This is a genomic window from Paenibacillus wuxiensis, assembly GCF_040195695.1.
GTDB classification, from domain to species: Bacteria; Bacillota; Bacilli; order Paenibacillales; family Paenibacillaceae; genus Paenibacillus_B; species Paenibacillus_B suaedae.
On the sequence record NZ_JBEFZI010000009.1, the window covers coordinates 161,622 to 185,184 of the forward strand.

At 46.2% G+C, this 23,563-nt stretch carries 30 protein-coding genes and 2 tRNA genes; 24 read left to right on the forward strand and 8 right to left on the reverse strand.

What is annotated here, in order from left to right:
• Positions 1-92 precede the first annotated feature (92 nt).
• Positions 93-1,058: an aldolase catalytic domain-containing protein gene (locus ABN764_RS21345; protein ID WP_021254532.1), complete on the forward strand. Its 966-nt coding sequence runs from the start codon at positions 93-95 to the stop codon at positions 1,056-1,058.
• 95 nt (positions 1,059-1,153) lie between these two features.
• Here the strand turns inward: ABN764_RS21345 and ABN764_RS21350 are convergent, their stop codons facing one another.
• Positions 1,154-1,417: a hypothetical protein gene (locus tag ABN764_RS21350; protein ID WP_021262043.1), complete on the reverse strand. Its 264-nt coding sequence runs from the start codon at positions 1,415-1,417 to the stop codon at positions 1,154-1,156.
• Positions 1,417-1,743, reverse strand: a complete 327-nt coding sequence (locus ABN764_RS21355; RefSeq protein ID WP_021254534.1) for a YbjQ family protein — start codon at positions 1,741-1,743, stop codon at positions 1,417-1,419. Before ABN764_RS21355 ends, ABN764_RS21350 begins: the two co-directional genes overlap by 1 nt.
• Positions 1,744-2,017: 274 nt before the next feature.
• Between ABN764_RS21355 and ABN764_RS21360 the strand changes: the two genes are divergently transcribed.
• The 7 genes from ABN764_RS21360 (at position 2,018) to ABN764_RS21390 (ending at position 6,151) form a co-directional block, all read left to right on the forward strand.
• Positions 2,018-3,025, forward strand: coding sequence for a LacI family DNA-binding transcriptional regulator (locus tag ABN764_RS21360; RefSeq protein ID WP_446673049.1), 1,008 nt, complete (start codon positions 2,018-2,020; stop codon positions 3,023-3,025).
• A gap of 122 nt (positions 3,026-3,147) precedes the next feature.
• Complete coding sequence (locus ABN764_RS21365; protein ID WP_174808509.1) at positions 3,148-3,966, forward strand: sensor histidine kinase; 819 nt, start codon at positions 3,148-3,150, stop codon at positions 3,964-3,966.
• Positions 3,967-4,013: 47 nt separating this feature from the next.
• Entirely contained in the window at positions 4,014-4,670 is a 657-nt protein-coding gene (locus tag ABN764_RS21370) for a response regulator (protein WP_268623990.1), read from the forward strand.
• A gap of 124 nt (positions 4,671-4,794) precedes the next feature.
• A tRNA-Pro gene (locus tag ABN764_RS21375) sits at positions 4,795-4,871 on the forward strand.
• 48 nt (positions 4,872-4,919) lie between these two features.
• Positions 4,920-4,993: transfer RNA gene (locus ABN764_RS21380), tRNA-Gly, on the forward strand.
• Positions 4,994-5,119: 126 nt separating this feature from the next.
• Positions 5,120-5,338 (forward strand): hypothetical protein, encoded by a 219-nt coding sequence (locus tag ABN764_RS21385; RefSeq protein ID WP_446673050.1) that lies wholly within the window; start codon positions 5,120-5,122, stop codon positions 5,336-5,338.
• Between the two features lie 705 nt (positions 5,339-6,043).
• Positions 6,044-6,151: a putative holin-like toxin gene (locus ABN764_RS21390; RefSeq protein ID WP_036666840.1), complete on the forward strand. Its 108-nt coding sequence runs from the start codon at positions 6,044-6,046 to the stop codon at positions 6,149-6,151.
• A gap of 156 nt (positions 6,152-6,307) precedes the next feature.
• Here ABN764_RS21390 and ABN764_RS21395 read toward each other — a convergent pair whose 3' ends face one another.
• Positions 6,308-6,529 (reverse strand): helix-turn-helix domain-containing protein, encoded by a 222-nt coding sequence (locus tag ABN764_RS21395; protein ID WP_446673051.1) that lies wholly within the window; start codon positions 6,527-6,529, stop codon positions 6,308-6,310.
• A gap of 798 nt (positions 6,530-7,327) precedes the next feature.
• Between ABN764_RS21395 and ABN764_RS21400 the strand changes: the two genes are divergently transcribed.
• Positions 7,328-7,660 (forward strand): hypothetical protein, encoded by a 333-nt coding sequence (locus ABN764_RS21400; RefSeq protein WP_315743175.1) that lies wholly within the window; start codon positions 7,328-7,330, stop codon positions 7,658-7,660.
• Positions 7,661-7,860: 200 nt separating this feature from the next.
• Here ABN764_RS21400 and ABN764_RS21405 read toward each other — a convergent pair whose 3' ends face one another.
• The 5 genes from ABN764_RS21405 to ABN764_RS21425 form a co-directional block, all read right to left on the reverse strand.
• Positions 7,861-7,938 carry a putative holin-like toxin gene (locus ABN764_RS21405; RefSeq protein WP_227774339.1) on the reverse strand — a complete coding sequence of 26 codons (78 nt, stop codon included), beginning with the start codon at positions 7,936-7,938 and terminating at the stop codon, positions 7,861-7,863.
• A 240-nt stretch (positions 7,939-8,178) separates the two neighbouring features.
• Positions 8,179-8,418 carry a DUF4318 domain-containing protein gene (locus tag ABN764_RS21410; protein WP_446673052.1) on the reverse strand — a complete coding sequence of 80 codons (240 nt, stop codon included), beginning with the start codon at positions 8,416-8,418 and terminating at the stop codon, positions 8,179-8,181.
• A 159-nt stretch (positions 8,419-8,577) separates the two neighbouring features.
• Positions 8,578-9,528: a GDP-mannose 4,6-dehydratase gene (locus tag ABN764_RS21415; RefSeq protein ID WP_446673053.1), complete on the reverse strand. Its 951-nt coding sequence runs from the start codon at positions 9,526-9,528 to the stop codon at positions 8,578-8,580.
• A gap of 102 nt (positions 9,529-9,630) precedes the next feature.
• Positions 9,631-10,065 carry an ImmA/IrrE family metallo-endopeptidase gene (locus ABN764_RS21420; protein WP_446673054.1) on the reverse strand — a complete coding sequence of 145 codons (435 nt, stop codon included), beginning with the start codon at positions 10,063-10,065 and terminating at the stop codon, positions 9,631-9,633.
• Positions 10,066-10,104: 39 nt separating this feature from the next.
• Positions 10,105-10,536, reverse strand: coding sequence for a helix-turn-helix domain-containing protein (locus ABN764_RS21425; protein WP_446673055.1), 432 nt, complete (start codon positions 10,534-10,536; stop codon positions 10,105-10,107).
• Between the two features lie 271 nt (positions 10,537-10,807).
• Between ABN764_RS21425 and ABN764_RS21430 the strand changes: the two genes are divergently transcribed.
• The 15 genes from ABN764_RS21430 (at position 10,808) to ABN764_RS21500 (ending at position 23,555) form a co-directional block, all read left to right on the forward strand.
• Entirely contained in the window at positions 10,808-11,230 is a 423-nt protein-coding gene (locus tag ABN764_RS21430; protein ID WP_446673056.1) for an ArpU family phage packaging/lysis transcriptional regulator, read from the forward strand.
• Positions 11,231-11,406: 176 nt separating this feature from the next.
• The gene (locus ABN764_RS21435; protein ID WP_227774229.1) at positions 11,407-11,829 is read left to right on the forward strand and encodes a phage tail terminator family protein; all 423 of its coding nucleotides are present in this window, start codon (positions 11,407-11,409) and stop codon (positions 11,827-11,829) included.
• Positions 11,822-12,034 carry a hypothetical protein gene (locus ABN764_RS21440; protein ID WP_446673057.1) on the forward strand — a complete coding sequence of 71 codons (213 nt, stop codon included), beginning with the start codon at positions 11,822-11,824 and terminating at the stop codon, positions 12,032-12,034. Before ABN764_RS21435 ends, ABN764_RS21440 begins: the two co-directional genes overlap by 8 nt.
• The gene (locus ABN764_RS21445) at positions 12,034-13,350 is read left to right on the forward strand and encodes a phage tail sheath family protein (protein ID WP_446673058.1); all 1,317 of its coding nucleotides are present in this window, start codon (positions 12,034-12,036) and stop codon (positions 13,348-13,350) included. Before ABN764_RS21440 ends, ABN764_RS21445 begins: the two co-directional genes overlap by 1 nt.
• 1 nt (position 13,351) lies before the next feature.
• Positions 13,352-13,813, forward strand: a complete 462-nt coding sequence (locus tag ABN764_RS21450) for a phage tail tube protein (protein ID WP_446673059.1) — start codon at positions 13,352-13,354, stop codon at positions 13,811-13,813.
• A gap of 46 nt (positions 13,814-13,859) precedes the next feature.
• Entirely contained in the window at positions 13,860-14,282 is a 423-nt protein-coding gene (locus tag ABN764_RS21455) for a phage tail assembly chaperone (RefSeq protein ID WP_021262028.1), read from the forward strand.
• 314 nt (positions 14,283-14,596) lie between these two features.
• Entirely contained in the window at positions 14,597-16,657 is a 2,061-nt protein-coding gene (locus ABN764_RS21460) for a phage tail family protein (RefSeq protein ID WP_446673060.1), read from the forward strand.
• The gene (locus ABN764_RS21465; protein WP_138187374.1) at positions 16,654-17,337 is read left to right on the forward strand and encodes a LysM peptidoglycan-binding domain-containing protein; all 684 of its coding nucleotides are present in this window, start codon (positions 16,654-16,656) and stop codon (positions 17,335-17,337) included. The genes ABN764_RS21460 and ABN764_RS21465 overlap by 4 nt, the downstream gene beginning before the upstream one ends.
• 31 nt (positions 17,338-17,368) lie before the next feature.
• Positions 17,369-18,346 carry an XkdQ/YqbQ family protein gene (locus ABN764_RS21470; RefSeq protein ID WP_446673061.1) on the forward strand — a complete coding sequence of 326 codons (978 nt, stop codon included), beginning with the start codon at positions 17,369-17,371 and terminating at the stop codon, positions 18,344-18,346.
• Positions 18,347-18,348: 2 nt separating this feature from the next.
• The gene (locus tag ABN764_RS21475; protein ID WP_175460694.1) at positions 18,349-18,651 is read left to right on the forward strand and encodes a DUF2577 domain-containing protein; all 303 of its coding nucleotides are present in this window, start codon (positions 18,349-18,351) and stop codon (positions 18,649-18,651) included.
• Entirely contained in the window at positions 18,648-19,070 is a 423-nt protein-coding gene (locus ABN764_RS21480; protein ID WP_174808355.1) for a DUF2634 domain-containing protein, read from the forward strand. The genes ABN764_RS21475 and ABN764_RS21480 overlap by 4 nt, the downstream gene beginning before the upstream one ends.
• Positions 19,063-20,163: a baseplate J/gp47 family protein gene (locus ABN764_RS21485; RefSeq protein WP_174808354.1), complete on the forward strand. Its 1,101-nt coding sequence runs from the start codon at positions 19,063-19,065 to the stop codon at positions 20,161-20,163. The genes ABN764_RS21480 and ABN764_RS21485 overlap by 8 nt, the downstream gene beginning before the upstream one ends.
• Positions 20,156-20,743, forward strand: coding sequence for a putative phage tail protein (locus ABN764_RS21490; RefSeq protein ID WP_446673062.1), 588 nt, complete (start codon positions 20,156-20,158; stop codon positions 20,741-20,743). Before ABN764_RS21485 ends, ABN764_RS21490 begins: the two co-directional genes overlap by 8 nt.
• Positions 20,740-21,024 (forward strand): ketopantoate hydroxymethyltransferase, encoded by a 285-nt coding sequence (locus ABN764_RS21495; protein ID WP_446673063.1) that lies wholly within the window; start codon positions 20,740-20,742, stop codon positions 21,022-21,024. The genes ABN764_RS21490 and ABN764_RS21495 overlap by 4 nt, the downstream gene beginning before the upstream one ends.
• Positions 21,024-23,555: a hypothetical protein gene (locus ABN764_RS21500; protein WP_446673064.1), complete on the forward strand. Its 2,532-nt coding sequence runs from the start codon at positions 21,024-21,026 to the stop codon at positions 23,553-23,555. The genes ABN764_RS21495 and ABN764_RS21500 overlap by 1 nt, the downstream gene beginning before the upstream one ends.
• Positions 23,556-23,563: the final 8 nt, after the last annotated feature.

Sequence of the window (23,563 nt, forward strand, 5' to 3'; positions counted from 1 at the left end):
AAAACGACACGAAAATGAAGCTTTTTTGCTTTGCTTTATGAGTTTGTTTCCATTAGAATGGAGAGAAAACATTTGGCAAAGGAGATAGCGGAATGAAAACGAATCACTGCAAAATTGTCGACTGCACAATCCGCGACGGTGGTCTAGTAAACAATTGGGACTTCAGCGTCGAGTTCGTGCAAAGCTTATACGCATCATTGAATGATGCTGGCGTCGACTATATGGAAATCGGCTACAAAAATTCGCCTAAACTGCTCAAAGGCGCTGACGAAGCAGGCCCTTGGCGATTTTTGAACGACGATTTTTTACGTACTGTCATTCCGCAGAAGGGTACTACGAAGCTATCCGCACTTGTGGATATCGGCCGTGTGGATGAGAACGACATTCTACCTCGCAATGAGAGTATGTTGGACTTAATCCGGGTTGCTTGCTACATCAAGGATGTGGACAAGGCGCTGGATTTGGTACGTACATTCCATGATCGCGGGTATGAAACAACGATCAATATTATGGCGCTGTCCAATGTGATGGAGAATGACCTTATCGAAGCATTTGCGATGATCAAAGAGAGTGTCGTTGATGTGGTGTACGTCGTAGATTCCTACGGCAGCCTTGATCATAATGATATTCATTTCCTCGTGAATAAATTTAAAGAGCATTTGCCGAACAAGCGAATCGGTGTTCATACGCATAATAATATGCAGCTTGCTTTCTCGAATACGCTTGTTGCTGCAGAGCTTGGGGTTGAAATGCTGGATGCTTCCATATACGGAATGGGGCGTGGAGCGGGCAACTGTCCGACAGAAGCTCTATTGACACATTTGAAGAACAGCAAATACCAGCTTCGATCTGTACTTGGCTTCCTTGAGAAATACATGATTCCGATGCGTGAAAAGTGGGAGTGGGGCTACCTGATTCCATACTTGATTACAGGTACGCTTGATGAACATCCTCGTTCCGCCATGGCGCTGCTTGCGTCTGATGATCGGGACAAATACTTGGACTTCTATGATCAAATGACGACACCTGAAGTATCGATTCATAAGAAAAATTCGTAAAGGAATGTGAAAGCTCCTTCACGATAAGAACATACAAAGACCGCTCCAGCTATGGCTGAGCGGTCTTTCTTATGTTGAAATGAATGAGGAACAGGCTACGATTGCATGCGAACGTACTTGCGTTCGCCTGTCTTCGGATTGTAATACACTTGATATTTTAAACCATCTCTCGGATCGATAAAGATCTCTTTCGTTGGCATAAAGTCGCCTGAGACACCGATGGCATCCAACGGATTATCGTATTGCTTATAGCGCTTATCGAAATATTTCTTGCCGATCACGATCAGGATGACAAGGCCGATCAGGGGCAGGCCGTACACCACAAGAGCGATTTTGAAGAAATGTACAACCTCATCCATTAGGAATGCACCGCTCTCAACTTAACAACCGTTCCGTAAGCTACAATTTCACTCATGTTCTGGCCGACATCGCCACTATCGAAGCGCATCATGATAATTCCGTCTCCACCCATTGCGTGCGCATTCTCGATCATGCGATCCATTGCTTGTCGGCGAGCATCCTCAATCATTTGTGTGTACTGCTTGACTTCACCGCCCACGAGACCTTTCAAAGATGCCATAATGTCTCCGCCGATACCCCGTGCTCGAACAACAACGCCAAATGCTGTTCCCAGTACTTCGGATACTTCATAATTTGCAATGCGTTCGGTCGTTACTACGATCATGAATGCCAGCTCCTTTTGAACACTTATCTAGAGTTGAAGGGGATTATCAATCCCTTTTAGTATTATTCATACGGGGATTTTCTTTATTCGTTTCATAAAGAAGTTCAATCCGTAACAAGAAGGGCCGTCCATAGCTAAAGATTTACTAAAAAAGGCGTGAAATGGCGGATATCACAGGAGTTTTAATGGAATAACGCTTTAAAGTTAGTTATGATGGTTACATAGAGATTTGTGCCTTTCCATATCTAATGATCGATCATGAGGGGAGAAGGATATGAAGGTCAGTATATTTGATGTGGCTAAGAAATCAGGTTTATCTGTAGTGACGGTATCCCGTGTCCTAAATAACGCGAAGACGGTTCGAGAGAAGAATCGGGTCAAGGTTCTTCAGGCGATGAAGGATCTGGATTACCACCCGAACGCAGCAGCTCGAAGCCTTGCGAAGGGGAAAACAGGTGTCATAGGGATGATTGTCACTACCTTGCAGGATTCATTTCTGGATAGTATCGTGCAATCGGTGTACTCACTGTTAAAGGATCATGGTTATTACTTAGCACTATCGGTTGCATCAGAGCCGATGGAACAAGGGGTGGGTACGGACTTAATCCAAGAGGATCGCGTGGATGGAATGCTGATTCTATCTGCGGTACATGAGGAACCTTACGTGGTAGAACTAAAAAAACGTAAAATCCCGTTCGTACTTATTGACAATCAGACAATCCAGCCTTCTGTGACCAACGTGAATGTGGATAATTATAAAGGTGGATATGATGCAACGAAGCATCTTATTGATTTGGGCCATCGATCGATCGCTCATATTCGTGGGCCGCGGTTCTTCTTAAGTGCACTTGAACGTGAAAGGGGTTTCAGGGATGCAATGAGTGACGCAGGCCTCGAACCTTTTGCAATTGAGGATGGCAAGTTCTGCATTCAATCCGGCTATGATGCTGTACAGCGATGGCTGCATGCAGGTTGTATGCCGACGGCGCTGTTCGCGGCTGATGATTTCACGGCGATTGGCGCCATCAATGCACTCTGGCAGGCTGGTTACAAGGTGCCAGATGATATGTCTGTAATCGGCTATGATGATCAAGTCATCGCCTCCCAACTGCGTCCGCAGTTGACAACGATGCGACAGCCAGCTCACCAAATCGGCAAAGTTGCTGTTGATTTGCTTATAAAGCAGATTAATGGAACGAATAAGCGCAGTATCAGTGCTCGTCTAGAGTCGGAGATCGTGATTCGAGAATCAACGAGCGCACCGAAATTATTGCAATCGTAATATGATGAATAGGTAAGACAGATAGGCGTGCGGTTATGAACTGGTGACCGCATGCTTTTTTCATTACAATAGGAATAGATGCGCATGGATGATACCGAACATAGAATGGAGCGAAAACTATCTTGAAGGATCGTACGATTAAACATCTGATTCTATGGATTCCTACGATTACAATTGGACTATGGGAATATATGCGCCACTCGTTCCTGCTCCCTTACGTTTCCATGGAGGTTGGGAATTGGCTCGCCCCTGCCATTGTTTTTATCGTGTCGGCCACACTGCTGACTCGCTTATTCAAGCTGCTGGATGATACGAATAAGAAGCTGCAGCGTGAGCAGCAGACGAAGGCGGCCTTGGAGGAGCGGAGCAAATTGGCACAAGAGCTGCATGATGGAATTTCACAATCATTGTTCATGCTGTCGGTGAAGATTGATCGGCTGGAGACAGCTTCAACCGAACAGCAGCCAGAGCAGCTGGACAAGCTGCGGCAGACGGTTCGTCATGTATATGATGATGTGCGTCTGTCCATCGCTAATTTGCAAACTGTCCCTGAGGAGATGAATGTATGCTGGTCGGACCAACTCGTTACGATGATCGAGGATATTCGAAAGGATACGGATTGGACACTGGACGTGAAGTGGGAGCTGCCTGAAGATCAATTGTCATTGAAAGAGAAAATCGCGCTGTTGTCGGCTGTACGCGAGGCGCTGCTGAATGTGCGCAAGCATGCAGAGGCGAAACGGGTATGGATCATAGCGCAGCCTGTGGCTGAAGGATTTGTCTGCGATATTCGGGACGATGGGATCGGATTCGCAGGAGAGCCTTTTGCACAGAAGGGAAAGTATGGATTGAAGATGGTACGCGACCGCACGACCAATATGGGGTGGAGCTTGTCTTTGGAACGAGATGGCGACGTAACGGTAGTGCGTATTGCAAGTTAATGAAGTTGGCGGAAGGAGAGGGAACTAGCGTGAATGAGGAACATGGGATGGAGAAGCAGCATTGTTTTCGGGTGTTAATCGCCGACGATAATGCCCATGCGCGTGAGGGAATGCGGGATATTTTAGCGATTGATCCAGCATTCGTTGTTGTAGGGGAGGCTGTGAACGGAGAAGATGCGCTTCGTATGACGGATCAAGTCATGCCCGACTTGATATTGATGGATATTTCCATGCCTGTTATGGACGGATTGGAAGCTACCAAGCGGATCAAAGAGCAGTTCCCCTATGTGAAAATCGTGATGGTGACGGTGTCGGATGATATTACTCACTTGTTTGAGGCGTTGAAAAAAGGGGCACAGGGCTATTTGCTCAAAAATTTGCAGCCTTCCGCGTGGCATGAATATTTGCGTGCGATTGCCATTGATGAGGCACCGATGTCGAAGGAACTGGCGTTTCGCTTATTGCAGGAGTTTTCCGTGAAGGGCGAGAGCAAGATTCCAACGTCAACTCCGTTGACGACTCGTGAGCGTGAAATTTTAGAGCGTGTAGCGAAGGGAGAATCGAACCGGGTCATTGCGGGACAGTTGTCCCTATCTGAGCATACCGTGAAGAATCATCTGAAAAACATTATGCAGAAGCTGCATTTGGAGAATCGTGTGCAGCTTACGCGATATGCATTGAAGCACGGCATTGTAGATAATTAGAACCCTATGATGTTGGATCATTGATCGAAAATAATTATGATTCCGAAGGTGAAAAACGTATTGCGCAACAGAATGGGCTGTGCTATATTAATTCTTGTCACTTGATGTGACGTGCAATATATGTCGGGACGTAGCTCAGCTTGGTAGAGCACCTGGTTTGGGACCAGGGGGTCGCATGTTCAAATCGTGTCGTCCCGACCATCTTATTACACTCCTATCAGGTATTCTGGAACGAGTGTTTTTTTATATGCGGGTGTAGTTCAATGGTAGAACAGCGGCTTCCCAAGCCGCCGGCGTGGGTTCGATTCCCATCACCCGCTCCATAACAAATGAAATGCGCTGAAGGGCGCTTTTTTTGTTATGGAGCGTAGAAAGGATGGGAAGCGAACCCAAGGGTTCGACCGTCCGTAAAGACATCGAGGAAATACAGGAGTAGGACGCGCGTCAACATGAACAATAAACCACTGGAGCCGGAAGGCTCCACTTTTCAATCAGACATGTTGAGTACCGCGCTGCAATGCTACTGTGAAATACGAATCAGCGCGAGCGTCCGGCATAACGAGAGCCACCACGGAAGTGTGGCAGAAGTAGCCGGAGTATTCCCATCACCCGCTCCAAATGAAAAAAGTGCGCCGCAAGGCGCTTTTTTTATTTGGAGTATTTTATGATGGGGAGCGAACCCCAAGGTTCGACCGTCCGTGAAGACATCGAGGAAATACCCAAGTAGGACGCGCGTCCGGCATAACGAGAGCCACCACAGAAGTGTGGCAGAAGTGGCCGGAGTATTCCCATCACCCGCTCCAAATGAAAAAAGTGCGCCGCAAGGCGCTTTTTTTATTTGGAGTGAAATTTTATGATGGGGAGCGAACCCCAAGGGTTCGACCGTCCGTGAAGACATCGGGGAGATACAAGAGTAGGACGAGGGTCAACATGAACAATAAACCATTATTTTTACCCTACGAATACGGAGGATTATCTGAACCAATTCGTAGACAAAGAAATGATTTCGAATTGGGCCAATCCAGCGATGTCTTTGGCTGTGAAGCAGCGATAGATCGATGTTCCCGCAGATAAGAGGATTAAATCTCGCGAGGCTGTCAAGCGTAGAGAAGCTGCCCGAATGCTGTACCGGCTTTATTTGCAGCTTTGACCATACAGGCCGGATAAACAGCTTGCATTGATCGTTTCCCGGTAGCTACTGGAGGAGGATCGCCAAGTTCATCCGTAAGCGGATGATTCCGTCTCAACCTTGTTGAGTGTGCGCTGCAATGTTTTTAATAGTTTACGAAAGTGAGAAAAATAGGATATACTTGCCATACAATAGAATGGCTTTATGGGCGGTCGGCTAATCTCCCTGAAGGGAGGTGAAGCCTGTGAGTGTATATGAAGCACTATCCGTTATGTTTCAGTTCGGACTGTGGATATTGGCGTTGCTAACATTGATTGTAACGCTGCTAATATACTTGCACCAAAAGAAATAGACCGCCCTCAGCAAAAGGTATGCGGTCTATTTTAACGTAAACCTATAGCCACCGCCTTTGAAGCGGCTATTGTACAGAGTCGTGTTCCAGCACGACTCTTATTATTTATATGATATCATAGCGTTTTTTAAACGTCTATTTTAAGTTTAAAGGCGTTTATTCTCCAGACTCTTCCTCGAATTGCAGTATTAGGGATATATCTTTAATATCCAAAGCATAAGCGATCTTTTCTAACATCTCCAAATTTACCTCTTGTCTTTTTGTACTACATAGCTTTGAAATTCTAGCTTGCGCAACACCTGATAGCTGAGCTAGTTCTGTCTGCGTGATTCCCTTTTCTTTCATAACTTCTTTGAGTTTGATTTTAATTCGTAACATTTTCTAAATCCCCCTTGACATATTATGACCATAAGCGTATATTTAATATGACTACAAGAGTATAATTGTCTAAAAGTAAATGATTCGATTCCCAAAAAGTATAACTTTTTACTCGTTTCTCTTCGACAAAAAGAGGTGGATTATATATGCTATGCATGGAGTAATGGTTGGTCAATCAACTTAATAGTTATAATGAAGCGAATCAGCAACCTTACACAGGTTTAAACCGAATGCATTCAGTATTATTGATATGACTAAGGGAGACCTATCTAAAGCAAAATTTAAGTGATGTCACTCGTACTCAATCGTCAATAGATACCGTGAATCAACGATACCAAACAAGTACGTGAATTATCAACCGTATAAGTAGCCTGATTGTGAAAATGGCCATTGCTGATGTTATAGGCAAAAGCCCTAAGAACAATGGAATTTCTGTACGAGATTTTCATAAGTAAACATCAAGAATCGTAAATGCGGATACTCGCAAGCTCTGATTTCTAGCATGAACACCATGTATGTTATCACACATTGCCTGAAACGTTGGGAAGCATCATGAAATTGTGCTAGTTCTCTATGTTGACCGTATTTAGTGACAGCGGATCATGAGTGTATGATATCAGCTATTATTGCAGCTCCCATAGAGTAATAACTAAGGTATCGTGAAAAATGTTTCTTCTGTTCCAGGTCTTACACCTTTCATCATGCCAAAGACAATATTGACTTATTAGGTTTCGAAGTTATTACGGTTACACACAAGCAAATGGTGCTCAGATTCATGATAGAGAAGGTGAGTTTGGCATGAAACAGGCAGTTATTGAACTCGTACTCGATCTCGGATACGAAATCGTTTATCTGAATGGATATCTTATCGCGGAAGATTATCTAGTTGTTATCGAGCACGGCATTATGTGGCTATACCATGTGCGCCAGAAGGACGACGGAGGATTTTATGTAAGCAATAAGGCTGGAATTTGGCTCGGGCAGTTGAAAGGAAAAGAAGCAGCCGATGAGCCAGAACTCATAACGCGGGTCATTGACTTCATGCGAGATATGTCCTTTTACGACTTTTTGATTAAGCATCACGATTGGACAATGGACTATGATTTTCATTTCGTCGAAGCCGTGAGTTAATCTTATAAAAGAATTGTGACAAAAAGCACTTTATTTGCTCTGGAGTGAAAGGAGCATCATAAGAACGCTTGAGGAATAAATTGTAATATGCTAATATAACAGGGGATCGTGCTGGAACACGATCCCCGTGACAACTACCGCTATAAGAGCGGGGGCGTTTAGGTAGGAAGTAACCTGCGGCTTGGAAAGAGGCGGACGGGTTACTTCTTTTTATGGAAGGACAGCATCAGGATAACAAATGTTCCGAATGACAGCATTAATGTCAATGCCTCATACATTGTCACGGCGCTCACCTCCTTGGAAGGAAATGATGGACCTTCTTTATGCGAGGATGGCGCCTCCTGCCCTTAAACCGTTTTCGTTGTCCTAGTGATTATACCATATTTTACTATATGAAAAGAGTCTGTTAGAGGCTCTTTTTCTTTTTTTACTAATTGTAGTTGCTACCCAAAAGCGGCGATCTCGGCAAAAAAGAGGATCGCCGCAATTTCAACGCTCTATGTACGTATTTCTTGCATTTATACTTCTTTGAAATGAAGGACAAATCCGGGTCTTCCGGCATTCTCAACGTGGCATTTATAGACGATACCATCAATTGAAATAACGGCAGGTCGATCATATTCAATAAACTTATAGTTAACCTTTTCTTGTACGCAATAACGCTCAATTTCATCTAAAAACTGCTGCTTGCTTTGTGGAAGTTGATCGAGCTCAACCGAAAAGCCTTTCTTCATTAGCTTCTTCCAAACATTCTTCATGATGCTTGTCCTCCTCTGCATAAATAGATGATTCCTTTCCTTATCATCCATTCTACCATATTCATCCGTTCCATATGGATCGAAGAGAAAGAATATGCGACCGACCTCAGTGGACGGAAGAAGCGGTCGCATCGGCTTAGGCGGGGGCTTGCAACTAGTCTATACGCGCTCGCGCCAGTAGTTCAGCAAGTCTTCGAGGGTATGATCAAGAGGAATTTCTGGCTTCCAGCCTGTATGTTCTGTAAATTTCGAATGATCGCCAAGCAGAATTTCGACGTCGGATGGACGCATGCGGCTCGGATCTGGCACAATGTCGATCGTAATATCCGATTTAGCCAGCAGCATATCGAGCATTTCACGAATCGTGACGCAAGAGCCGGATGCAATATTATAGCAGTCTCCAGCTTCAGCCCGTTCCAGTGCGAGCCAATAAGCGCGGACAATATCGCGTACGTCGGTAAAATCACGCTTCGCTTCCAAATTGCCCACATGGACAGTAGGTGGACGAACGCCCTTTTCAATTTCGGCAATCTGCTTCGCGAAGTTGGACGTAACGAACTGTTCACCACGGCGTGGACCCGTATGGTTGAATGTTCTCGTCCGGATGACATGGAGGCCGTAGCTCTTATGATATTGATAGCCAAGGTAGTCTTGAGCTGCTTTGCTCACTGCATATGGACTTAACGGACGGAGGGGATTTTCTTCACGTATCGGAGTTTCGTGCGGCTCTACATGACCATATTCCTCACTGGAGCAGGCAATTTGAATTTTACAATCGAGATTAATGCGTCTTACCGCTTCGAAAATGTTCAATTGACCCGCAACGTTGTTGTAGATTGTATCTGCTGGCGAGTTCCAGGAGGTAGGGACGAAGCTCTGAGCGGCCAAATGAAAAATAAGATCCGGCTTCTCATTTGTAATGAGTGTTTCTACAGAGAATGCATCGCGGAGCTCACATTCTGCCAGATGAATATCGGGCAGAATGTGGCGAATGTGTTCTAGGCGGCTGCGATTGCGAATTGTGCCGATTACCTCTACATTTTTGTCCAGCAAAAATTCCGCCATATGACTTCCTACGAATCCGGAGATCCCGGTGACAAGTGCCTTCATGTAACTGATCTCACCTCTCAGGTTGATAACATACACCCATAGTTCGGCATTACCCTATACTATGTGGAGTAGGCTGAAATTGGTGACGGCATTCGTACCGATTTATTCTTGCACCGACTCTGTAGGAAGGAACCTAGCTAGTTCAGCTGGGATATCATTGCGCGCGCAGTACATTTCCCGGGTTTCCCCAAGTAAGCACTCTTGATCATGCAGCAGCAGAAGCAGAGCGAACTGATTGGCTTGGCGCTCGAACTTGCCAACATGGAACAACGTATGCTGTTCGGTAAAGAAATGCCCGATGCCTTTATGTAGTCTGTCATGGGCGAGCTCGTGAGCGCACACGAATCGCTGCCATTCGAACGGCAATTCCGAATTAATGACTATATAGCGGCGTCGGAGCTTATGGAAATAGAGGCCGCGCGTTGATTTCCCGAGATCAGCTGTTCGTACTTGAATGTTCAAATATTGTGCAAGCTGAAAAGGACAGTTCGTTTTATATTTTCGAATTAATGATCGTACAATCTTCTCTACATCCATGAGATGCACCTCGCGGATAGGTTAGTCATTGAGCCATGTTCAGCTCCGGGGCTTGCGCTTATTGCGCTTTTTCGCATCCCAGAACAAGGCCTCCAACACTTGAAGCACCCGTTCACGGTCTTCCTCCTCGATGGGAACGCCATCGAACATAATTTCAGAATCTTCCTCCAGCAACTGCCGGAAATCCTTCTTGTCTTTCCATGTGGCCCATTCAGGAATAGAATCAGATGAAGTTATGGCCAGCGGCATTGGATTGTCGATACGGCCAAGCAAGTAATCGCTCGATGTATGCAGCAGATCGGCAAGTCTGCCAATGATATCGCTCGGCGGCGTCGTGCGTCCCGCTTCATAATTGGCTACATTGGCACGCTTCATATCGAGCGCGTGGGCAACATCGTCTTGCGATAAGCCTTGCTTGAGCCGCAGCTCCTTAATACGGGAACCTACAAGTTCTTTGTTCGTTACGGACATGGCTACCACCCTTATTTTACATATGTTCATAAATTCAAGATTGACGTTCATTTTATGAGCATGGTATGCTTGCAGTGTATCACACAGGAACAGATGTTCGCAATAATTATCGGTGAGTTGTTTAGAATGAACAGCATCATTCTATAATGTTGTTTTACACAACACAAGGCCAAGTTTAATAGAACAATTCTTTTTTTATTTTCGTTATTTTAAACAACTATATTTATTTATTATGTTATTACTAATAACTTTTACATGAGGAGCGATGAGGATGTTGGCAACGGTGAATCGGTCGGCTACGCGAAAAATGGTGGAGCAGTATTTATCTATAGCTCGTTTGTACAAAAGAACAGGCATCGTACGAAGAGAAATGAAAATGACGACTTCCTATGAACCGAGATTCCATGGTGCGACGAATCAGGTAGGCAAGCCAGTAGAAGAGATTGCCCTGCACAATGTGGACAAGGAAGCATACATGAAAACGGTACACGACAATGTCATGAAGGCGGTCGCACATCTAGGCGACATGGAGCGCGAACTAATAGAGAACTGTTATCTCAATCCACATGTACAGAAGCCAGATTATCTGCTTTGCTTTGACTTGAATGTAAGTGAGCGTACATTTCGCAGAATCAAAGCGCGGGCAATTACCGAGTTGGCATTTATGCTTGGAATTGAAGTGTTCGAGGATTGATGCAGTGACCTCCCGCTGGCCGGATGCTGGCACACTGGTGGACGGGACAAGGTGCTAAGATGATAGTGTGAGGTTGTGGGCATGGGGGCAGGACAACCTTGCAGGGAGGAAGGGAGAACCGTTTGCGGCGAAGCTGTATAACGGTTTTTTTGTACCGCAGGACAGGAGGTGAAGGCTTGCGAAGCAGTGAGATTCGGCAGGGGGTGCTGAGTCGGGTGCGGGAACGTTACCCAGACATCCCGGTGTTGGAGTCAGAAGAACGAACGAATGAGTTAGCGCCCTGCTTGGTCGTAAAGCTCGTTCGAGGGGAACGGACTCGTGCAGGCGAAGGCCGTTATCAAGCGCGAGCAGCCATCGAGGTCGAGTATTATCCCGAGGCAAAGGCTGCTTCCGTTCATGATGTTGCGGATGCGCTGTATGATGCGCTGGAACTGATTGAAGCAGGCGGCAGCTTATGCAGGGGGACAGGCTGGAAGCATGAGATCGTGGAACGCAAGCTGCGGTTCCAAGTGCAGTATGAGTACATGCTGACACGTTCTCGAGAGGAAATGAGCAAGATGAATGCCATGAAGCAGGAGGGACGCATTCGAGATGTCTAATGCAAACAAGCAGGACAAGCGTAATGTGGAACATGCCGAGGCTGCGGGCGAATTCGCTTTTGCGAAGGAGCAGTGGCTGGAAGCGAAACGCTGGAGTGCAGGCGAGCGAGACATGCTGCATGCGTTTCTGGCGGGCAATGAGCAGTACACGAAGGCGCAGATCGATGCGCTGCTACACCAATTTCAAATTCAGGAGGTAAAGTAATGGCTGGAGGAACATGGACGACGCAGAACAAGGTAAGACCAGGCGTATATGTACGCTTTCAAGGAGAGGCTGCTCCATCGGGAGCGGTTGGCGAGCGGGGGATTGTGGCACTGCCGCTGAAGCTGAGCTGGGGACCAGCGAAAAAGGTGCTGGAATTGCATGCAGGGGAGCCGGTATTCGAGCAGCTAGGCTACGAGCTGACGGATGAGGCACTGCTGCTGGTGCGCGAGGCATTCAAGCGCGCGAAGAAGGTGCTGTTGTATCGATTGAATGAAGGTGTGAAGGCGGCTGCAACTCACAAACAATTGAAGGTGAAAGCACGTTTTGGCGGTGTTCGCGGCAATGATATTCAGCTCGTCGTACAGACGAATGTGAATGACAATACGAAGGTAGATGTAATTACGAAGGTTGGCGGACGTACCGTGGACAACCAGACGGTGAATCTGGCTGAACAGCTGATCGCAAATGCGTGGGTTGAATTTGAAGGTACAGGAGCGATTGAAGCAAATGCTGGTCTGCCGCTTACTGGTGGAGATGACGGCAATGTAGTGAATGCGGATCATGTATCTTTCCACGAAGCAATTGCCGTTCATGATTTCCATACGGTTGCACTTCCTTCCACTGATGCTGCGCTATGCTCTGTCTATGCGGTATTTGTAAAGCGTATGCGCGAAGAAGAAGGTAAGAAGATTCAGGCTGTTATGGCCCAATATCCGACTGCGAATCATGAAGGCATCATTAGCGTCAAAAATGGGGTAAAGCTGGCAGACGGCACGGTGTTGAATGCGGCTCAAGCAACAGTATGGGTGGCCGCGGCAACAGCAGCGGCAGCGATGAATGAGTCGTTGACGTATTCTGCTTATGAAGATGCGGTCGATGCTGATATTCGAATGACGAATACGCAGGTTGAAGAAGCTCTGCGCAAGGGTGAATTCGTATTCGTGCATCATCTTGGCCATGCAGTGGTAGAGCAGGATATCAATACATTGACGGCCTATACGCCGGACAAGGGGCAGCCGTTCTCCAAAAACCGCGTTATTCGCGTGTTGGACGGCATCGCCAACGATATGAAGCGTATTTTCGAAACGACGTATGTCGGCAAAACGAACAACAATGAAGAAGGACGTCAATTGTTCCGTGCAGAGTGTATCGCGTATTTGGATCAGCTTGAGCGCTTGAATGCAATTCAGCCGTTCGATGCCCAGACGGATGTGCTTGTTGCAAAGGGCGAGGCTTCGGACAGTATCGTCATTCAATTGAATGTGCAACCGGTCGATGCAGTAGAGAAAATTTACATGAAAGTGAAGGTGAAGTAAGATGGGTTTCTTACAAGCGAAGGATACGATTTCGGGACGTGAAGGTACAGCTTTTGCACAAATTAATGGTCAAAATGAAGAGATGTTCTATATTAAAACGCTGGAAGCGAAAATAGAAAAACAAAAAGCAGAAATTAAAACACTCGGCAGCCGTGCCACACAGCATAAAACCTCCGGCTGGTCGGGAACAGGCAGCATGACGATTTACTATATGACGCCATTATTCCGTAAGATGATGCTTGATTATATTAAGACTGGCAAGGATACGAACTTTACGATTAATGTGACAAACGCAGATCCTACTTCTTCAGTAGGCACGCAGACGATCATGTTGAAGAACGTGAACCTGAACAGTGTCGTTATGGCGAAGCTGGATACAGAGAGCGATGTTTTGGAAGAAGAATTGGAGTTTACATTTGACGACGTTGATATTTTAAGCAACTTTAATGCACCTAAAATGTAATTTTAAATAACATACCTACCATTCAAGATGAGGAGAGCGATTGAAGATGACTACATTAAGCTATTTCTTTGCCCAAAATGCGGAACCAAATACGGAGATGCCATTCATTGTGTCCCCGCGCTTCAAGGATGACAAGGGGGAGCCGGTTGCATGGACGCTGCGCAGTATGAGCGAAGTGGAAAACGAGCAGTGCCGCAAGTCGGCCACAAAACAGGTGAAGGGCAAGGGCGGAGTTGTTACGCCAGAAATCGACTTCAATGAATATACCGCGAAGCTGATTGTGGCAAGTGTTGTGTATCCAGACTTGAAAAATGCAGAGCTTCAGCAGTCTTATGGCGTTATGGGCGCGGAGGCGCTCCTGCGCAAGATGCTCCTGCCGGGTGAATATACGGGGCTGCTGCAGCAGGTGCAGACGCTGAACGGTTTCAATCAGGACATGAACGAGCTTGTCAATGACGTAAAAAACTAATTAACGAGGGCGATGGCGAAGCGAACTATGCCTATTACGCCCTCCATAAGCTTCGCATCCTGCCGCATGAGCTGCTTGCGCTCCCGGTTCGCGAACGTGCCGCCGTCTACGCGATGATCGACATCCGTGTAGAAGAGGAGCGCAAGGCACAGCGTAGTATGCGCAAGAAGCGGTAATGTAGGCTTTGAAACAACCGCGAACTTTAGAGCAGCGATTTCACAGTCGGCATGGCAATGGCAGTTCCATTGGGGCAGCTTGGGTGCAGATGGGGAATCGCTCTCTTCATCTTGCGGACAGGAGGAGGGAAGAGAAGTATGACTACGATGGCATTGCAGAGGCAGTTACAGTTTCAAATGCCTCAGTTAACGATGGAGCCACTCGTGAGGGTATTTGAACAAGTCAAGGGGAAAGTTCAGAAAGACATGGAAGATGCTATGAATTTGGCCGGCAGTATGTGGCGGAAGACGACTGAGACAGTAGGGCTGGCCAGCAATGCATGGCGTAAATCAACGGATGCTATGAATCGATTCATAACGGGCATCTATTTGCGCACCATGAAAGCAGAAGCTTCGACGCTTAAGTTTCCTTTCAATTTTAATTGGAAAGGGATTCCGCTCCTCTCGAAAGTATTTGATTCATTACGGAACAGATTAGTCGAAACCGTTAAAGGAATTGGCGAGAAGATAAAAACAAGCTATGGCGCTCTCAGTTCAAAATTGTTCGACGTCGGTAAGTCAATTGGAATGACGGCGATAAAGGGAGCTGCGGAATCGGAAGACATGCGAGCTAAGTACGGCGTTAAGTACGGGGGAGCTCAGAAAAGCGCCGAAGTGTTCGGGGCGTTGCGAGGACAAGCACTGCGAAATGGAACGGATGTCTCCAAATCGCTGCAATCTGGCCTTGAACTATCCTCTATTTCCAAAAATACGGGTGACATCCTGAAAATGAATGAAATGGTTCAGCGCTTATCCGCCTTTCAAGAAAATGGAGGGAATCCGGCAGAAACCGCTGGGCTGATGAAGGATGCCTATTTTGGCGATAGTGCAGGCTTGCTTAAACAGTTAAATATGCCAGTAAGTGCCCCAGAACAAGAAAAGCTAGAGTCGTTCTCGAAAACTGGGGATTTAAGTGGGTTTATGCAGGCCTTTGATACCTTAATGGCAAAGGCAAACATGAGCCAAGCATCATTGGACATGCTCATGGACAGTCCGATTCAGAAATGGGAAGCGGCAGTCAATCGCTTCAATGGTATGCTGGCAGCTGCAGGAGAATCCGCGCTGCAAATTTTTGCTCCGGTTCTGGATTTACTGAATCAAGCCTTTGTAGAGGGGAAATTTGATCCTTTTTTTGCAAGTATCCAAACAGGGATGATGTTGCTGGCTGAAGCAGCGTCTGCCGTAGCTAATTTTCTCGTCGAAAATTGGGATCTCGTACAAAACGCATTGATTGTTCTCGGCGCAATTGCGGCTATCACAGCGGCAGCTTGGCTTATTCAATGGATTATCGCGGCGTGGCCATTATTTGCAATTGTTGGCGTTATCGTCCTTATATTAACCGCGCTCAATCAATTAGGGGTATCGACGGAAACGATAGTCGGCACGGTTATAGGGCTGTTCTCTTCATTATTTACATTTATTCGCAACGCAGTAGCTACAATTTGGAATTTGATGGTGTCTTTTGCCGAATTTTTCGTCAATCTATTTATCGATCCTTTCTATGCCATTGAAAAGCTCATTTACGACATTGCAAAGAGTGTCATCGATTTTGTCGGAAGCACGATCAACTCATTAGTGGATGGAATCAATTGGCTTATTGGTAAAGTCAATAGTCTCACAGGCTCGAAATTCGAGATGGTCAACAAATGGAGCTACGACAAGATCATGGAGGGTAGGGAGCCGAAGAGCGACAAGGATGTCGTGAATTTAGATCCTTTGCGAATCAAGCCAGAGGATATGACGGCTGCTTTTGACAAGGGAAAAGAAACGTATGAGAAAAATAAAGACTTTACGAAGAACTTCATGCCTGATACATCCAAATTCAAGCCAGGAGGAAAAACGGATCCGTGGAGTGGAAATGGTGGAACTGTGCCCGGTACCGGTTCAGGGACAATGCCTCCAATGAACATCCCGAAAGTAGGCGAGGTAGGGAAAGTCGGAGCCATCGACAATAAAGTTGAAATTACGGATGAAAACATCGAGATGATGCGCGATTTGGCCGAAATGGACGCCATCCAGAACTTCGTATCTTTGACCCCGACAGTACAGGTGAATACCGGCGATATCCATCAAGGCTTCGATATGGACACATTAATCAATCGCATCGAGAAGAAGCTGGAGGAAGAATTCGTGTCAACGGCGGAAGGGGTGTACGGATGAGCGGATACCATATCTATTTGAGCTTCAACAACCAAGAGAAGGTCATAGAGCTGCCTGTAAATCCATCTCAGCTGGAGATCAGCGAAGCGGGCAATTTGCAGTCCTTCGATATTGTCGGTATCGGGGAAGTCGTGAGCATCCATACGCCAAAGCTGGCCGATATTCAATTCAGCAGCCTATTTCCACTCCATTATGGGCCATATGTGCATATTCCGCCTGAGAAGCTTCTGCCGCCTAGTGATTATATCATTCAACTGCGTGAATGGATGGAGACGAAGCGTCCGATTCGTTTCGTGCTTACGACGCCGACCTTCCATATGAATCTAGCTATGGCCATTGATAAATTCACTTGGCGTGAAGTTGCTGGCAGTGTTGGGGATTTGGAGTACGACATTTCCTTGAAGCTGTATAAATTTTATGCAGCCAAAAAGGTGAAGCTGGATGGGAAGCTGACAAGTGCGACTAATGTGCCAAAAACGTCGCAGCCGCGTCCGGATGAGCGTAAAGGAACAAGCGAGTATATGACGCAGCCGGGGGATAAGCTGAGTTTGCTTGCCCAAAAGTTTTTCAACGATACCAGAAAGGCAATCGACATTCAAAGACTGAACGGCATCTCAGCAGATGAGGCTCTGCATGAACTGGAACCGAATCGTATTCTGCGACTTCCTCGAAAGCAATGAGACACAGCGACGTAGGAGGTGAATATTTGAAATGAACAGGTTGGAAGTGGTGGTCGATAATCGTAATGGCAATGCATGGGACATGTCACAGCTTATCTCGAGCATGACGTGGTCGACCTCCCGTGTTGGCAAGCCTGCCAGCATATCGATTTCCTTTAGTAAGGGAGCCATATTTCAGGATCGCAGCTTTACCATCAATAATGGTGATATTATCCGAGTGCAAGAAGATGGGGTGCCTGTATTTTACGGCTATGTGTTCAGCATAGAAACGGATGAGAGCAATACTGTAAAGCTGACTGCTTATGATCAGATGCGCTATTTGATGGTGAACGACTGGTGCATGCTTAAAAACGTGACCGCTACTGAAATCATTCGATATATTGCCAAAAAATTCGATATCAAGCTTGGAGAGTTAGCAGATACGAAGTATAAGATCCCAACTTTTATGGAGGACAACAAGAAGCTCTTGGATATGATGTTCCGTGCGCTTGATTTCACCCTAAACTCTACCAAAATCATCTATGTGCTGTATGACGACTTCGGCAAACTTACGCTGCGGGAAGCGAAAAGTTGGATGCCGGATTACGGGATTGGCGAAGAGAGTCAGATGACGAGCATATCCTATAAGGCCAGCATAGATGATGGGACGTATAACTATATCAAAATGTATCGGGACAATCCGGAAAAAGGTGTACGTGAAACTTTTATATCAAAAGATAGTAACAATATGGCGAAATGGGGACATCTGCAGCTGTACAAAAAGATAGATGACAAGATGAATCAGGCTCAAATCCAACAGCTTGGAGATAACTTGCTGAAGCTCCATAACCATGAGAAGAAAACATTAAAAGTGAACGCTGTAGGGGATGTGCGCATTCGAGCCGGAATGAACATCCCTATTTTTGCGCCTGAACAGAATGTGAATCTGCGAAACAAGCTCATTGAAGAGTGCTCCCAGGAGTGGAGCGGTTCAGGGCATACGATGTCATTAACGTTGAAGGAGATTTAGCAATGAGGATGATGCTGGACATTATTAAAAAAGCGGGTGTCGGAGCGGTAGAGGCATCTAGTCCGGTTGCACTGTTGTATGGTGTGGTGCTCAGTGTGTCACCCTTGGAGGTGCAGGTAGAACAGCGCTTCACCTTGCCGGAGTCCGCTCTCGTCATTACGGAACAGCTTACCGAGCACAAGGTGCGTGTCGGTGGGGAAGAGATTACGATTCGCGAGGGATTGTACGTAGGAGACAAACTGCTGTTAGTCCGTATGCAGGGAGGACAAAGCTATGTTGCCCTTGATAGGGTGGTGGGGGCATGATCCCGAAGTCAAGGTTCGAGTTGGAGAATGAAGATATACCCGTAATGTTGGAGTATACGGAACAGCCTACGCGCACCTATCGGCTGGATATGGAAGCAGGGCGCATTTTGGGAATGACAGATGGCTTGGAAGCGATGCGTCAAGCCGTACTTAAGATATTGTTGACCGAACGATTTGAATATTTGATATATAGCCCAGATTATGGCTCTGAGCTTCGCGCGCAGATTGGTTACAGCTTGGGCTTTGTAAAGTCGGAGCTGGAGCGCACGATATCCGAAGCACTGCTTCAGGATGATCGAATTTTGCGCGTAGGCGAGTTTGCCTTTGAACAAACGGGAGACGCTTTACAAGTTCATTTTAAGGTAGAGACGGTTCTAGGGCAGTTAGAAATGACGAAGGAGGTGAAGTTGGATGGCTGAATGGGAACAAGGTGCTTGGAACGTGCCTCGATTGGAGGACATTATGGAGCGGATGCTGGAACGCGTTCCGAATGACGTGGACAAGCGGGAAGGCAGTATCATTTACGATGCGCTTGCCCCGATTGCTCTGGAATTGGTACAGGCTTATACGGACTTGCATTTTCAAAATGAGCTGTCGTATGCAGATACATCAAGCGGCGAATATTTGGAGCGGCGCACGGCTGAATATGGCGTGAAGCGCAAGTCGGCTACAGCAGCCAAACGCAAGGGATTGTTTTATGATGCGGCAGGCAAGCCATTCGATGTGCCATTGCGGTCTCGCTTTTCAACGATAGAGCTTCATTATGTAGTCATCGAACGTTTATCGGCAGGAGTATTCGTGCTTGAATGTGAAGGCAAGGGCGCCAAAGGAAATGAATTCTACGGCTCCTTGATGCCTGTGGATTACGTGGATGGTCTTGCCCGAGCTGAATTAGCGGAGGTGATTGCACCAGGCGCAGATGCGGAATCGGATGAATTGCTGCGCCGTCGTTTCTTTGAAGCCGTGAATGAACAGCCATTCGGGGGCAATGCAGCCGACTACAAGAAGAAGGTAACCTCTCTCTCCGGCGTTGGCGGCGTGAAAATATTCCCGGTATGGAAAGGCGGGGGCACGGTAAAGTGCACCATCATTTCGAGCAGCTTCGAATCTCCATCTGCTGAACTGGTGAAGGATGTGCAGACGATCATTGACCCAGAGGTAAATCAAGGGAAGGGGATGGGCTTCGCGCCGATCGGCCATACCGTCACCATTAAGGGCGCAGTGTCCGTAAGCATTCATGTAACGACGACGCTTACGCTTGAAGCGGGCATATCCGTGTCACAGGTGAAGGCGGATGTTGAAAAAGTGATCGCCGATTACCTGCGGACGCTGCGTATGAGCTGGAAAGAGGAAGACCGAACCGTCGTGCGTGTAAGTCAGCTGGAAGCTCGTATCCTGAATGTAAAGGGTATTGCGGATATTGCGGATACGAAGCTGAACGGCAAGGGAGCCAATGTGGAGCTGGACACGGAAGAGCTGCCGGTCATGGGGGCGGTGACCTTAAATGGCTGAACCGTTACTCAAGCGTTTGCCTGACTTTTACCATGACTTTAAGGAAATGGTTCTGCTTATGGAAACGCAGGATGGAGAGAAGGAGAAACTGTTGGCCGCCATGCAAAGGCTGTTCGACGATCAGTTCGTCATGACAGCAAGCGAGGATGCGATTGCAAGGCGGGAGCGGATGCTGAATATTCTCCCAGATCGCGATGCGGAATCGATCGATTTCCGGCGCAGACGGATTATCAACCGCTACACGACGAAGCCGCCGTTTACGATCCGGTATTTGCAGGAGAAGCTGGATTTTTTGCTCGGCAAGGACAAGGCTCGGGCTGTTATAGATGCGGACGCCTTCCTGCTGCGCATCGTTGCCAACATTACGGATGCCGCTGTATTCAAGGAGGTCGGGCACACGGTGTACGCTGTGAAGCCTGCCAACTTGGTCTATCAACAGGAGACGGCACTGCTATCCAATGTAGGAGTAAATGAGAACATATACCGCTCGGATTTGAAGCGGACGACAAGGCTTTCGACGACGTGGAAGCTGGGGCGTTCGCCATTTGCCGAGCGCGGGCCGGAGGTGCAGATCAAATGATCGAATCAACGCTGCTGAAAGAACTGGCGACCCATGTCAATACGCGAATTGCCAAGGTCGTGCTGAATAAAAAGTATGAGATAACAGAGTTTACGGTGAAGCAAGTATCGAAGAGCGTCGTCAATCTGGAATATATGATTCCGCTGGGATCTGTGGACAGCGTATCGCTGATCGAGCTTCGGGCTGCAGACGGCACGGTGCTGACGGCTAATGACGTCTACATCCCGCTCACGTCCGATACGATCATCAAGCAGCCGATTACAGTGAAGGAGGTGGCCTAATGCCATACGAGGCGAAGACAAACTGGAAGTACGACGACACCGTCACGGAAAAGGATCTAAACCGCATCGAGCAAGGCCTAAAGGACGCCCATGTGGCGGAGTATAAGGATATTACGCTGAAGCCGGGCGTGCAGATCGTGGATGTCCCCGAGGATACTCCCTTCCGCATGGGGGAGATTCGGGGGCGGACGTTGATAAATTTGCTTGGATACTCCGGTAAAGGCGATTCTGATATTGGATGGAGGACAAATGGAGAACTCATTGTGGAAAAAAATGAGTTAAAAACTATTGTAACCAATTCAAATTATTGTGACATATGGTATCAATTAAACCTAAATAAGGATTCATATTATTTTATTGCTGCTGAGATAAAAACAACAGGAAAAGCTAGAATCAGAGTTGTTGAGGAAAATGGTATTGAATACGCTGGAGAAACAACTAGTCCACGTTATACCACAGTTTATACTCGTATTCCCAAAAATGCCTTCACCAAGTATCCAGTTTATATTGGTGTTGTTAACATTGGTGAGATTGGTGCAGAGGCGCGTGTGAAGAATATCCGGGCCTACGAAATCTCAGAATCAGAATACAACTCTATAGGTAGTTTGCCTACAAATCAGGTTACTGCTTTGTATCCCTATATTGATGCAATGACCAATGTTACTAATCCATATGCTACAATAACCGCTGGGAATCTATGCCCTCCTTTTTATAAATGGAAGACTTCCGGGTGGGCAGCTGGAGAACTAATTGCACCTTATATTCAAAAAATATCTAATCCAAAAGGTAAAAGAATCAACAGTAACGTCATTATTCCAACCATTCCAGAAGCAACTTATACTTATTTAATTGAGCGTGAGGCTGAAGGTGAAATAGGTATAGACTTTCTGAATTCATCTGGAGAGGTAATTAAAACAAGTGATTTTGTTAATGGAGATGTTATTACTTCTAAAGCTCCTCCAAATGCAGTTGTTACAAGAGTATGGACATCTGCACCAGAGAAGATTGGAACCTATAGTTTTAAAAATCCTATGGTGGTTATTGGGGATAACCCCGGTTCATTTTTACATCATAAAAGAAGTATGTGGGCAGCGGAATGTGTTTTAGCGGCAAATCCAGTAGATGGTAGTTTTCCGGATAGTATATTTTTAGGTGAAGACGGTTTGCCTTATGTGTTGGAAAGATGGGGAAAGATCGTTCTGGACGAGTCACTGAAATGGGAAATTCATGCTACCAGTGAGGAATATAAACAAATAAGAATTGAAGGATTGTTCAACAATAATGCTATTCCAGAGTCTATAGTTGTTATGAAATATAATGGAAATTTATTGGCGAAATATAATGCGGTTCTGGATAGGGAAGACCAGGTTTACATTGGAAATGAAGCCGAGAACAGTTTGTATCTTTCTATATCAAACCTAGACAGCGGTTGGGGGAAGGAATATGTACCTGATGAAAACGAAATAAAAGCATATTTTATGGGGTGGCGCATGACGACACAGGAGTCATGGAATAGTACTCTAGAGCCCTATAGCGGGATTGGAACTAAGGGATGGAGTGCATTTTATGCCGGGGAAGGCCCTCTCTTTCGTTTTGAAAATGGTATTGCTATTGTTAAAGGTAGTGGTATTGGAACAACACCAACCTCTATTAATCCACACGGCTATAAGGGGTACAAACTGCAATATCTAAAGGTTGCTCCTTCTATAAAAGCTATAAAGAAATACGAAACGGGAGCTGTACTGCATAGTAAGTCGAATATTGTAGAGGTAGGCAGCGGAATTGTCCTTCGGGAAAAAGCTAAGCCAGTGCAATCTACTTATATGTGGATAAATGCTCTAAGTTTACCGGACTCTTGGTTCAAACATAAAGCATCTGAAATTGTACAGATATTTTGTAATAATCAGAAAGACGATAATTGGGTGTTTTATCGTAAATCTCCTACAGGTTACGGTAGTGTGGAAGCAAGCATTGGAATGTCAGAATATGATCCACGATCGATATATCATGCCACATACAAGTTATTCGATCCCGTTATTCCTGTCCCTATTAAGGGGGAGATTTCGCTGAATCTCCGCAGTACAGTCTCTGAATTAGTGAACTGTGCTGGAAATATTGAGCGGAGATTGAGTTTAGTGGAAAGTCAGAAGGCAGACAAAGACGTAAATAGTTTAATACAATTATCCACTCTAAATGGATACAAAGGGACAACTAAATATTCTGACTACTTGCAGGGCTTATTCATAAGAAAAGATTCCTCAGGTTACGTATGGATTCACGGACTGCTTTGCAATGGTATTCCACGTGAGATTATTACAAAGTTACCAAAAGAGTTTCGACCGAAACATTCAATTACATTCTCCGTTCCTATGTATTCTACCTCTATTGCTCCTGGGCCAGATGGAGAGGCTACAACAAGAATTAAAATATCAAAGGATGGATCAATAATCTCACATACAACTATGCGTTTAATAGAAGAAAACGGGGATTGGTTAAGTTTACACTTACCACCATTTTTAGCTAAAGAATAAGGAGGCCA